Raw genomic sequence first — 13211 nt, forward strand, 5'->3', positions numbered from 1 at the left:
GAAATAATAAATATGAAAAATAGTATATCAAAATACATACTGCTTTTTCTTGTTATTCTCTGTTCTACTACGGGACGTGCCCAGTTCTATTCGTTGGGCACGAATATCCCGGCTCTGGGAACAGCAACGATTAATGCGGAAGTAAGCATGACATTGGACCGCAAGTGGTCTTTACACCTTCCTGTGTACTATAACCCTTTTGTATTCAAGGATAACAAAAAGCTACAAAATCTCACGGTAATGCCGGGAGTACGTTACTGGTTGCTTGAATCCTATGTGAACGGTTTTGTCGGAGCGAATGCTATCGGTTCTAAATACCATATTACATGGAAAGACAGCCGCTATGAAGGGCAGGCTTACGGAATGGGGATCAGTGCAGGGTATGCCTGGCTCTTATCGCCTCGCTGGAATCTGGAAATTGAAGGGGGCATAGGTCTTGTTTGGGCAGACTATAACGAGTATGAGTGTCAGGAGTGCGGACGGCAAAAGGGAGAATACTCTCGCTGGGTAGCCGTACCGAACAAGTTCGCCCTTTCATTAATCTATTTATTCTAAGGTCGCAGACCTTTTTATTACTCAGGTAAAGTATAAATAAAAGAGTTATGAATATACGAATAATAACAATCCCTTTCTTCTATCTGTTCTTGGCAGTCGTGCTGCTGATTACATCCCTTTTTTCTTCCTGTAGCACTCAACGGATGGATAAAGAGGCACGTGCCAATATCCACCTGCCTGCGCAGCCTGTGGAGGAGACAAAGGAGAAGGTACGGGACAAAAAACGGCCGTCTGTCATCGATATGAAAGACAGGCACGGCAATGTGACCACCTATGTACAGACAGAAAAGGATAAATACGGTAATACGCAGTTAGCGGTACAGCTAAAGGAAGTAACCGTAACTGCGAAAATGAAAAATGTACCTGAACGCTTTGGGAAGGTCGATGTGGATTTTATAGTCTCAGTACCCGAAGAGCTGATAAACAGCAAATGGCAACTGAATCTGACTCCGCACTTAATCAAGGCAGACCAAATCTCGGACTTTGAAGACCTAGTAATTTCGGGGGATGATTTTAGAAAGTTACAGCAGAAGCAGTACGCTGAATTTGACAGATACCTTTCAAAGATCATACCCGACAGCCTGTTCGACGAATATTTTGTCAAGACCGGAGCTTTTCACCGATATATTGCCAATTACAATAAATCGGAGTTTGGAAGGGTACACAAAGATTCGTTAGATCATGCCGGATACTCAAAGTATAAAACCCGACTGAACAAGCGTTACGAGTTCTTTAATGAGAAGATGTACCGTAATCGTAACTGGCTTAAAAAGCAAATGAGTTTTTCAGGAATAAAAGAGCGTTACGAATACTTCGATCAGGATACGGTACATATAGCTTCTGTTTACAACAAACGCTACAACCAGATCGTAAAGTTATTGCCGATGTTTCATCTCTTGCGTGAGTTCTCTCCTGAATATACTTTATGGAAGTACCGTAAGGATAAATATACTGTGGGCTTTATTAACGATTATAAACCTGTTACTGCTGCCGATTCGGTATTCTTAAAGAAACGCTTCCTTAAAGACAGGCAGATCGCTAAAAACCAAAGCCTGATTGACAATAAGCATATTGCTTTTGCCGAAATGGTGAAGTTTCCCAAAAACGAAAAAGCTAGACTCGATACGGTGATCTATAATAAAGGGAAGTTCGAATACTATTACAAGCAGCAGGTAATGGCGGATGAGGACAGCCGCAGGATGAAGATTTATCTGGACGGTTATGCGCAGTCCATCTCCGGAGATAGCCACTTATTACCTCATTCCGATACGCTGGACTATGTCGTTTCTTCAATGATACAGTTCCTGGATACTACTCCCCGTTATATGCGTAAGATTATCGAGCGAAAAGCCATGTCTACACTCCGGGCGAATGTCACATTCAAGACAGGAAAATACGATATGGATATTGATCTGGGTGACAACCGTTCGGAGTTGGAAAAGGTACAGGATATGCTCGATAAGCTGACAGGTACAGGAGAATTTGTAATGGATAGCATTTCACTCATTGCAGGCTGTTCACCCGAAGGTAGTTTCCGCTCGAATATGCTTTTGTCAAAAAAGCGTGCTGAATCTATCAGTAAATATCTGGAAGGTGAGTTATCAGACATTGACGGTATTAAGTCAATGCTGAAACCATATCCAAAGGGTGAAGACTGGCAGGGATTATCGAAGCTGGTTACGGATTCTCTGGAGAGCGGAAATAAACAGGTAATCCTAGACCTGATTGCATCAGACACCGATCCCGATAAAAAGGAAACCGACATCCGCTCAAAATATCCTGCCGACTATAAGTATATCCGGGAAAAACTCTATCCGCATCTGAGGGCAGTAGATTTTACCTTCCATGTACACCGTGCGGGTATGGTAAAAGATACGATCCATACCACGGAGCCTGATATGGTGTATGCCGGAAGCATAGAGCTGATGAAAAAACGAAAGTATGCCGAAGCCCTTTCGATACTCCATGAGTATAACGATTACAATACGGCTATTTGCCTGATGAGCTTAGGTTACGATCAGGCGGCATACAATATCTTCTCGAATGAACCTGAAACGGCAAACAGCGAGTATTTACTGGCTGTAGTCGCATCACGACTTGGTAAGGCAGAGGAAGCCGTCACCCGTTACCTGCACTCGGTGGAGCTAGATCCCATGAAACGCTGGCGGGGTACGCTCGATCCGGAGATCAACAAGCTGATAAAGGCATACAACCTGAATCAGGAAGTGGATGAAGACGATAATAACGATTAATGAAAATGAGTATGAAAAATAGAAATTATCTAAGATGGGTACTGTCTCTTATCTGCTGTATACTTCTGGCATCCTGTAATCTGATCGACTTCTCGGAAGACTGTACCTATTACGGAGATGTGGAAATCAAACCGGACTGGTCGGCACTGGCTGAGGATGAAACAAAACCTTTGCTGACAGACATTTATCTGTTATCGCCACAGCGTAATTATACATATAGCATTACTGCTGATACACTGGTAACAGGTATTCAGGCTGTAAGCTATAAGCTGCTGGCTTGTAACTCTTATGGATTAGACAATATCAGCTTTTCCGGTATGGATTGTCCCAATACGGCTAAAGCGGAATTAGCAACTTTCGAAGATAGAGGCAGGCTTTATACCGTTCAAGCTCCGGCATTGTATACGGCAAATACCGATTTGACGGTGATCCCCTTTGAAAGCGTTGTCAGCGAGCCTGTACTGAAATCTGCTACACGGCAAATCAATATTGATTTTGTGGTGATCGATAATACGGATATGGGAGTCAGTTCCATCAGCGGCGAATTATCGGGTATTGCCTACAAATACGGTTTTAAGCCGTTGGATGCGTTGGAGTCTTCGGCATGGCTGGCATTTAGCTCTGTCTGCAATGAAGAAAGAATCAATGTGTTTTCCTCCGGTTTGAAAGTATTCGGGGTGAATCCTGACAAACAAGCTGTGGAAAGGATAGATAACCTGCTGGATATTGCTTTGCAAACTTCTGATGGCAATATATACAGGGAATCCATTGACCTGACAAATATCTTTAACGGTTTTACGACACGTATGATCCATATCACAATTGAAATACGATTAGGATTGATGGGTATGAACGTAGAGGTAACCGGATGGGATATTTCGGATGATGGTAGTATTGAACTTTAAACTGTAAAAAAATGAGAAGCTATTTAATATCGTTATTTTTTCTATTTGTCTTTTTTGTATACCTGTCATCATGCCTGTCGTATGTGGAAAACGAGTTTCCAGATTTTGGTAATGGCCAAAAAGATACGCTACTACAATTAAAATCGGTAGCTGTGTACAACGAAAGACCGGGATCGGGCAGCGGACCAATTCGTGAATTTGTGAATGGTGATACAATCGGGCTGTACCTGCATGAATACCACAGGGGAAATCCTCTCATGTATACAGTCCGTGAGAATTACGGATGGTGGCTGCCAGAGCCGGTATTCTTAAGCAGTGAGCCTATACGCCTGTTTGCATACTATCCTTACAGGAGTAAAGACCATGCTTATTTATCGGAAAAATATGTAAATGTAGAACACATCTCTCAGACTGATTATATGCATGGACAGGTAAACGGAGACTATGTTAGCCGGGATAAGCCTTATGCAGAAATAATAATGAAGCACGCGCTGGCTTTGGTACAGTTTAAGTTTATCAAAAATGATTATCCGCATGATTGTTCCGTACAAAGGGTTTCCATACAAAATGCAAATGGTGTTACACATCTCAAAAGCAAAGGAATATTAAATCTGGAAAGCGGAGAAGTAGCAATCAGGGATGACTGTTATGACCAGGCTACCATCACTCCCGAAGATATGAATTTCTATGAGCCATATACCGGCGAAGAAGAGTATGCCCGTATCCTGGTCATGCCCATTGAGCCTGTTAGAAACGATGGAGACCTGTTTTTTGAGTTCGAAATCGACGGATATATTTATACATATCCTCTAAAAGCAGGAACACACTGGCAATCGGGAATGAAATATACCTATGAGGTGGATATGGTTCCTCCGGCACGGACATTCAAATCCTCCGGTGCAGCTACAGGCATTAACGTAGTATTAACCCAAACAAGCAGCTACTAATGGAAAAGAAATCTGTTTTTTCAATGATAGTGATACTATCCCTGTTTTGTGCTTGCAGTGATTCGGACAACTGGGTAAATCAGGGACAAGAAAAGTTATTGTCTGTAGCGGAAGTCGGCTTTTCTCTGAAATCATCGGATGGAACATCGAAATCCGTCTTTGAAGAGGGAGATGAGATCGGCTTGCATATATATGATTCGCAAGGGAGTGGTTATAGGAGAATGACTTATAAAAATAATTCATGGGTATTACAGAATCCTGTATCTCTTTTTGAAAGTGATACGGATATATACGCTACCTACCCTTACATCACAGATAATACCGATCCTTTCCATTTCGTAATAGAGCACACCAGCCAGACAGATTATCTGTACAGTGACAGACACAGAGTCAACAGTATTAATCCGGTACTATCCCTTACCATGATGCACGCACTGTCACTGATCGAGTTCGAATTCGAAGGGATGGATATTTATCAAGATGCATATTTAGATTTCATCTCTATCGACGGATGGGGCTTATACAGTAAAGCTCAGGTAGATTTACTTTCCGGCAAGCTGGAATATACAAGTGATCTCCGGGAGCCGGCTATCAGGTATGGTTGGCAAATGGATAGTCCGGTTATATATCCCGGCAAGCGGGTAAATATGATGGTTGTCCCTGTCAAGGCAACTGCATACGAGGGCGAAATATTTGTCAATCTGCTGATTGATGGGAACAAATACCACTGGCCTGTACCTGCAGGAACTAAATGGAAAAGCGGCAAGAAGCATGTCTATAAGGTACTGATACAGGAACGCCTGCTTGAGATTATAGATGTACGGATAGAGGATTGGATAGATCAGGGAACAGACAGGATAAGCCTGCCCTGGTACGAATAAACAATAATTATAAAAACCCGGAGCCGTCGAATGGGTATAAGGCGCCAAAACCTGTAAAACGGCTTATTTATAAACAATTAATTTTTAATAAGATGAAACGATTATTTATATGTATGGCGGTGATTTCCGCTACAGTATCCGGCTTTTCAAGCTGTAATAACGATGACGAAACAGTAAACCCATTACAGGGTCAAACTGCGGATTTATGTATCCAAACGGAAATAACTTCCGCAGAGACAGGCTTGCGTTCCACAAAAGCCGCATTAAGCAGCTTCCCTGAAGGATCGGCTCTCAGTCTCTTCGTAACAAACGGAACATTGGGTAGTAACTATCCGCAAGGACCGTATAACAATGTGAAGGCGGAATATAAATCAGGTAAATGGGAACTGACCCCTGCCGTAAAACTTGGAGATACCCCGGCTACTGTATTTGCATTTTATCCTTACGGTGCAGCCTATACAAACGGGGTATCCAATATGAATATATACCACACCAATCAGGTAGACTATATGTATGGAACCAATGCCGAAGGACAGGGAAATATTAACAGGGATAATCCGAATGTACGTTTACGAATGAAGCACGCCTTGTCATTACTCCGGTTTAATATCAAAAAAATGAATTATCCGGGTGAGGGTAAGCTGACACGGATAGAAGTGGCAAATATTAATGGAAGAATTGATCTGAGGAGTGCAGCTACGCTTAATATTGCTTCGGGAGAGCTAACCTATATAGACAGATATTATGATCCGGCATATATTGAAAATGCAAATGGACTGTATACTATTGCTGAGGATGATGCCATCAATCCGCAAGAAGTTTTGGTTATGCCTGTAAATAAAACATCTGCTGACGGCAGCATTTTAATACGTTTTTTTATTGACGGGGCTATTTACAACTACAATGTTCCGGTAAATACGGCTTGGAAACAAGGCACAAAGTACCTGTATAATGTCACGTTCAACGGTACGGAGCTGATAATCGACGATATTATTATCACCGACTGGACAGAAGGGGCTAAAGGGGAAATTAACCTGTACTAAGATCATACGGCCGGGGTATAACCTGCCCCGACCAAATCAATTACAATACTAAAAATTCAATTATAAAATATATCGACATGAAACCTATTATATATACATTATTTCTTTCTCTTATGCTGACTATTTGTATCAGCTGTGATAAAGAAACTGAGAACGTTTCCACAGTTAATATCCCTTCAGAGTTAGTCATCAGAACAGGAGTAAATCAAATGTCAAACATGCTGAAGAGCGGTCCTGTTTCTGATTTCCCGGAAGACAGCAAGCTGGGGCTATTTATTACAAAAGGGAATTTGGGCGATGATTATTCATCTTCAGCTTCACGCAATATTTTGTCGACACTCACAGCAGGCATATGGAAGCAAAGCCCTGCGGTAAACCTCTATGCCCATAACGCAACCATTTTCGCTTATTACCCGTATTACAGCAGTAATATCAACGGGACGGAAATTCCGGTGCAAAGCGGGCTGACAGACTATATGTACGGAACACATACACCGGGGCAGGCAGCCATCAATAAAGATAACCGGACGGTAAACCTGACCATGAACCATGCCCTGGCTCTTGTCCAATTCAATATCTATAAAGCCAATTATCCCTGGCAGGGAAGGCTTGATCTGGTTCGCATTAACAATGCACCGGACAAGGCGGTCGTTTATTACAGCGGGAAAATGAATATTCAAACCGGAGAAATTTCAGATTTATTGGGAACAGACAGGAATATCCAGGTAAACAGTTCCCCTCTTCTAATTATCCCCAACGACAAATTTACAGATGAGAAGGATTATGTGAAACTTTTACTTATTCCTACTTCACAAACATCATCACGGGGAGAGGTAATTATTACTTTCGAGATCGACGGGAAAGAATTCTCCTGGGAAGTACCTGCCGGAACCCAGTGGAAGCAGGGGACTAAATATACATATGACGTCCTGCTTAACGGAAATGAACTGCGGATCGGTGAAGTAAAAATTGCGGATTGGATAGACGGGGCAGGTGGAAACGCTTTTCTTGAGTAACATTTATTTCTAAACAGCACTGGGGCTTATACTTTAATAATGCAGTATAGCCCCTGATAAAACAATTATTTATTTAACAAAATTCAGCAATATGAAAACAAAGATTTTTATGTTGTGGGGGAGCCTTTTGCTCTTCACAACGAATATGAATGCACAATGGGTAGTGACCGATCCGACAAATCTGGCTCAGGGAATAGTAAACTCTGCTAACCAGATAGTTCAGACCTCTTCGACTGCAAAAAATATGCTGTCGAGTTTTCAGGAAACAGTTAAGATTTACAATCAGGGCAAAGAGTATTATGATAAGCTGAAAAGTGTCCATGACCTTGTGAAAGATGCCCGTAAAGTACAGCAGACGGTACTTCTTGTCGGTGAAATATCGGATATCTATATTGAAAATTTCCAGAAGATGATGACCGATCCCAATTATTCGGTGGATGAACTGGCTGCCATATCTTTCGGCTATACCAAAATTCTGGAAGAGGGAGCTGATAAACTAAACGAGCTTAAAAATATTGTTACTTCTGCAAATGGACTGTCCATGAGTGACAAAGAACGAATGGATATCATTGATAAGGTATATAGTGAGATTAAAAAATACCGTAACCTGACGGTGTATTACACGAAGAAAAACATCTCTGTCTCTTACCTGAGAGCGAGGGAAAAGAACCAGACAGACCGTGTACTTGCCCTTTATGGAAATGCAAATGATAAATACTGGTAATTATGCTATTAACTGTCGATTTTCAAAATATACATCAGGTATTGCGGGATTTATACACCGAGATGATGCCCCTATGTAGCAATATGACGGGAGTAGCCAAAGGTTTGGCCGGATTCGGTGCATTATTCTATGTCGCTTCAAGGGTATGGCAGGCGTTAGCCAGAGCCGAGCCGATAGATGTATATCCACTGCTTCGCCCGTTTGTCATCGGCTTTTGTATCATGTTCTTTCCGACTGTGGTGTTAGGTACCATCAATTCCGTGATGAGTCCGATAGTAACGGGCACACATAGTATTCTGGAAACACAAACTTTTGATATGAAAGCGTATCAGGCTAAAAAAGATCGTCTGGAATACGAAGCTAATATGAGAAATCCGGAAACGGCCTATTTGGTCGATGATGCTGAGTTTGACAGGCAAATCGAAGAATTAGGTTGGGGACCGAAAGACATTGCTACAATGGGAGGAATGTACGTCTCCCGGACTGCTTATAAGGCGGAGAAAGCAATACGTGAGTTTTTTAGGAACATTGTGGAGTTACTCTTTCATGCCGCAGCTTTAGTAATAGATGTTATAAGGACATTTTTTCTAATTGTCCTGGCTATTCTGGGGCCTATTGCTTTTGCCATCAGTGTTTATGACGGGTTTCAATCGACTCTTATCCAGTGGATCACCCGCTATATATCGGTTTACCTGTGGCTGCCCGTTTCCGATCTGTTCAGTTCGATACTGGCTCGAATCCAGATAAAGATGCTGGAAAAAGACATCGAAAATTTATCTGATCCCAGTTTTATCCCCGATAGCACGGATGCCGTGTACATTATATTCATGTTAATCGGGATAGTCGGATACTTTACAATACCGTCTGTTTCCAACTGGATCATCCAATCCGGTGGTATGGGGAATCTGGGTAAGAATGTCAATTCCCAGACGCAGAGTGCCGGAAAGATGGCGAAAGGCGGAGCAAGTACCGTTGCCGGAGGAGCCGGGGCTGTTGCCGGGAATATAGCAGGACGCCTGATGGGTAAATAAATCAATGAGCCGGTTATTTAATATGCCAATATGTGCCAATAACCCGAAATGACAACGGCTCTGTAATTTTTTATTGACACATCGGCACATTCGCAAATTATCACATTATAATTATGGAATTTAAATCATTAAGAAATATAGAAACCAGTTTCAGGCAGATACGTCTTTTCTCCATTGTATTCCTCTGTATGTGTGCTGCCGTTACCGGATATTCGGTATGGAGTTCCTACAACTTTGCAGAAGAACAACGACAAAAGATATATGTACTGGATGACGGAAAATCGCTGATGCTGGCTCTTTCTCAGGATTTGTCGCAAAACCGTCCGGTAGAAGCCAAAGAGCATGTACGCCGCTTCCACGAATTGTTCTTCACGCTATCTCCCGATAAGAACGCCATTGAAAGCAATATCAACCGTGCCCTGTTTTTAGTAGACAAAAGTGCGTTCAGGTATTACAAGGATCTATCCGAGAAAGGGTATTACAACCGTGTGGTATCGGGAAACATTAATCAAGGTGTACAAGTCGATAGCATCGTTTGCAATTTTGATGCCTATCCCTATAAGGCTGTAACCTATGCACGGCAAATGATTATCAGGGAAAGTAATGTGACCGAACGCAGCCTTGTTACCCGTTGTAACCTGATCAATTCGGTGCGCTCGGACAACAATCCTCACGGTTTTACCATGGAATCCTTTGAAATCCTTGAAAACAGGGATATACGGCTGTTGGAACGCTAAAAGTAAATGGTTATGAAACATATATTAAAAGAATTAGGCTACAGCATAGATTCCTATTTGCGAAAACTATGTGGGGATATCACCCCGGAAAAAAGGGTAACGGTAGTTATCATTCTGATTCTGGTCTTTACTTCGGTAAACGTCTACTTTACCTTTTCCACTATCTATAATTGGGGAAAGGAGAAACAACGTAAAGAACAATTGCAGATAGAGCATATCCGGCAATTAAAATTACAGGAGGACAGTATTAAACAATTATACGATTTTAATTATGAGCAGCGACAAGATAAATAATACGCAAGGGGCAGAAGTTCAAAAAGAACTTACTCCTGAACAGATCCGCAAACGCAAGCAGCTTCTTATCTTTCCTTTGTTCTTTCTGGTATTTGCAGGAGTTATGTACCTGATCTTTGCACCATCAGACAAGGATAAAGAAAAGGAAAGCCAGGGATCGGGTTATAATGCTGAACTTCCGATGCCGAAAGAAGAAGGCATTATATCCGACAAGAAAGGGGCTTACGAGAAAGATGAGTTCGAAAGTATGCAGCAACAAAAAAGGCGTACGCTACAGGATATCTCCTTTGCTTTTGAAGAAACAGACAGATCTTCTTTCGATGACCAAAAGGCAAACACGACAAGCAGTGAGCCTGCACCATCTGTTAAAATTCAATCTTCTGTTCATGCTTATCAGGACGTAAACAGGAGGCTCAGCAGTTTTTATGAGCCTGAACCACGGATAGACGAGGAAGCGGAACAGCGACAATTGGAGCTTGAATGGCGTTTGCAGGAATTGGAACGAAAGGAGCAAGAGCGCAAAGAAACGCAACGGATAGCAGAAGATCAATTGGCTTTGATGGAAAAGTCGTATCAGATGGCAGCAAAATATATGCCTCAGACGACACAGGGGCAAACATCGGAGCCTGCACTAAAAGCAGAGGAGAGCCGGACATCTTCTCCATCTTCGGGAAATAATAAAAATACAATCTCTGTGAGCCGGATACAGGAGCAGATCGTATCCTCACTGCCTGTACAGATGAGCGACTCGGCATTTATCGCTGAATACAGCAAGCCCCGCAATATCGGGTTTAATTCATTGAAAAATGAAACAGACGATGAACCCAGAAATGGAGTATATGCCACCATCTACCGGACAGTGACTCTTACAGACGGACAAGGAGTACAACTCCGCCTTGCGGAGACAGTTCAGGTTGGCAGTCGCCATATACCCAAAGGAACGGTTGTCAGCGGAACGGCAAAAATAAGCGGAGAGCGTGTTGATATTCATATTGCATCCATCCTGCTGGACGGGAATATCCTGCCCGTAAAACTGGCAGCTTATGATATGGACGGACGTAAAGGGGTATCTGTCCCCGGCTCTGCCGAAATGAATGCCGCTAAGGAAATGGCTGCCAATATGGGGCAGAATATGGGAACAAGCATCTCCATCACGGACAATGCGGCATCACAGATAGCAGCGGATCTGTCCAAAGGTGTTATACAGGGAGCCTCACAATATCTCTCAAAGAAGCTACGTACAGTGAAGATAACCCTAAAAGCGGGACACCGTGTATTGCTTATTTCAGATAAATAACCACTAAAAATCCAAAGTCAAGGTCACAGACCTTTTTATTACAGGAAGAAGTACAAGATACAGGCATTGGACGAATGTTTAAGATCATTTCTTCAAGTACAATCTGTATTTAAAACATTAAAACAATTTTAGTCATGAAACATTTAATTTTATTTTTTGCTTTTGCTATAAGTATCCTGTTAGTTAAGGCTCAGGAAAATCCATCCTCTGGTGACTTATATAATGGATTGACACGTCCTGTCACTTTTGACCGGATGATACCTCCTTATGGTCTGGAAATTACTTTTAATAAAACAGTGCATATTATTTTTCCTGATGCTGTACGTTATGTCGATCTGGGTTCCTCCGACCTGATAGCCGGAAAAGCCGACGGGGCGGAGAATGTTCTCAGGGTAAAAGCCTCTGTACGGGATTTCAGTACCGAAACCAATATGGCGGTTATTACCGATGATGGCAGCTACTATACTTTTAATATCAAATATTCGGACGAACCTCAAAAGCTGAATATTGAGATGAAAGACTTCATCCACGACGGCGAAATAGTAAACCGTCCGAATAATGCCCAGGAAATCTATTTGACGGAATTGGGTAAAGAATCACCTTTATTAGTAAAATTAATTATGAATTCGATCTATAAAAATGACCGCCGTGAAATAAAGCACATCGGATCGAAGCGTTTCGGTCTACAATTTTTACTCAAAGGGATCTACTCACACAATGGATTGCTTTATTTTCATACGCAGGTGAAAAATTCCTCCAATGTTCCTTTCAGTGTAGATTTTGTAACCTTCAAGATTGTAGATAAGAAAGTAGCTAAACGCACAGCAATTCAGGAGACGATCATAACACCGCTCAGGGCACATAATTTCGCTATGCAGATAGATGGCAGACGAGACCAGAGAACCGTGTTTACCCTTCCCAAGTTTACGATTCCTGATGATAAACAGCTTATTATTGAACTCAATGAAAAAGAAGGTGGACGTCACCAGTCCTTTGTTGTTGAAAACAATGACCTGGTAAGAGCCAGAGTAATAAATGAACTGGAAGTAAAATAAGAACATCACCTTGAAAACAAAAAATATGAATAGAATAGTATTGGTCATATCATTAGTATTCACCATGAGCTTGTTGTTTATGGAGAAGGTACAGGCACAACGATGCCTGCCGGGGATGCGGGGTATAGAACTTCGAGCGGGAACAGTTGACGGCTTCAAACAAGAGAAGAACAAGGAAGTTTTTTATTTGGGTGCTGCTATCAGCAAATATGCATCAGGTGGAAACAAATGGGTATTCGGTGCGGAATATCTTCAGAAAAACTATGATTACAAAGAAATGGCAATCCCCGTTTCTGCATTTACTGCGGAGGGTGGCTATTACTACAACTTTTTGTCTGATGGCAGCAAAACACTCTTTATGTCTTTAGGAATATCAGCCCTGGGCGGCTACGAGACTTGCAATTGGGAGGACAAGGTTCTCTACGATGGCTCTACACTTACAAATGAAGGTGCTTTTGTATATGGTGGAGCTGC

14 protein-coding genes are annotated in these 13211 nt (G+C 42.1%); all 14 read left to right on the forward strand.

Translation table 11 applies throughout. The annotated features are described in order from the left end of the window. Window positions 1-12: 12 nt before the first annotated feature. Window positions 13-555 carry a DUF3575 domain-containing protein gene (locus tag IR083_RS04090; protein WP_194223353.1) on the forward strand — a complete coding sequence of 181 codons (543 nt, stop codon included), beginning with the start codon at window positions 13-15 and terminating at the stop codon, window positions 553-555. Between the two features lie 47 nt (window positions 556-602). Then, window positions 603-2807, forward strand: a complete 2205-nt coding sequence (locus tag IR083_RS04095; RefSeq protein WP_194223354.1) for a hypothetical protein — start codon at window positions 603-605, stop codon at window positions 2805-2807. Window positions 2808-2818: 11 nt separating this feature from the next. After that, window positions 2819-3712 (forward strand): hypothetical protein, encoded by an 894-nt coding sequence (locus IR083_RS04100; RefSeq protein WP_194223355.1) that lies wholly within the window; start codon window positions 2819-2821, stop codon window positions 3710-3712. An 11-nt stretch (window positions 3713-3723) separates the two neighbouring features. Beyond that, on the forward strand, window positions 3724-4659 hold the full coding sequence (locus IR083_RS04105; protein ID WP_194223356.1) for a fimbrillin family protein: 936 nt from the start codon (window positions 3724-3726) through the stop codon (window positions 4657-4659). Continuing rightward, on the forward strand, window positions 4659-5540 hold the full coding sequence (locus IR083_RS04110; RefSeq protein WP_194223357.1) for a fimbrillin family protein: 882 nt from the start codon (window positions 4659-4661) through the stop codon (window positions 5538-5540). Before IR083_RS04105 ends, IR083_RS04110 begins: the two co-directional genes overlap by 1 nt. A 92-nt stretch (window positions 5541-5632) precedes the next feature. Continuing rightward, window positions 5633-6583 carry a fimbrillin family protein gene (locus tag IR083_RS04115; RefSeq protein WP_194223358.1) on the forward strand — a complete coding sequence of 317 codons (951 nt, stop codon included), beginning with the start codon at window positions 5633-5635 and terminating at the stop codon, window positions 6581-6583. A gap of 77 nt (window positions 6584-6660) precedes the next feature. Then, complete coding sequence (locus IR083_RS04120; RefSeq protein WP_194223359.1) at window positions 6661-7599, forward strand: fimbrillin family protein; 939 nt, start codon at window positions 6661-6663, stop codon at window positions 7597-7599. A gap of 91 nt (window positions 7600-7690) precedes the next feature. Beyond that, window positions 7691-8323, forward strand: a complete 633-nt coding sequence (locus IR083_RS04125; protein WP_194223360.1) for a DUF4141 domain-containing protein — start codon at window positions 7691-7693, stop codon at window positions 8321-8323. Window positions 8324-8325: 2 nt separating this feature from the next. After that, window positions 8326-9354 (forward strand): conjugative transposon protein TraJ, encoded by a 1029-nt coding sequence (gene traJ / locus IR083_RS04130; protein WP_194223361.1) that lies wholly within the window; start codon window positions 8326-8328, stop codon window positions 9352-9354. A 113-nt stretch (window positions 9355-9467) separates the two neighbouring features. Continuing rightward, on the forward strand, window positions 9468-10091 hold the full coding sequence (gene traK, locus IR083_RS04135; protein ID WP_194223362.1) for a conjugative transposon protein TraK: 624 nt from the start codon (window positions 9468-9470) through the stop codon (window positions 10089-10091). 12 nt (window positions 10092-10103) lie between these two features. Beyond that, window positions 10104-10385: a TraL conjugative transposon family protein gene (locus IR083_RS04140; protein ID WP_194223363.1), complete on the forward strand. Its 282-nt coding sequence runs from the start codon at window positions 10104-10106 to the stop codon at window positions 10383-10385. Further along, a complete protein-coding gene (traM, locus tag IR083_RS04145; RefSeq protein WP_194223364.1) occupies window positions 10363-11682 on the forward strand; it encodes a conjugative transposon protein TraM in 1320 nt (439 codons plus the stop codon). The genes IR083_RS04140 and traM overlap by 23 nt, the downstream gene beginning before the upstream one ends. A 134-nt stretch (window positions 11683-11816) precedes the next feature. Continuing rightward, window positions 11817-12737, forward strand: a complete 921-nt coding sequence (gene traN, locus IR083_RS04150) for a conjugative transposon protein TraN (protein WP_194223365.1) — start codon at window positions 11817-11819, stop codon at window positions 12735-12737. 25 nt (window positions 12738-12762) lie between these two features. Beyond that, window positions 12763-13211 (forward strand): conjugal transfer protein TraO (locus IR083_RS04155; protein ID WP_194223366.1); only part of this gene is annotated, 449 nt, incomplete at its 3' end.

The sequence above is a fragment of the Dysgonomonas sp. GY75 genome, from assembly GCF_015234155.1.
Classification (GTDB): Bacteria; Bacteroidota; Bacteroidia; order Bacteroidales; family Dysgonomonadaceae; genus Dysgonomonas; species Dysgonomonas gadei.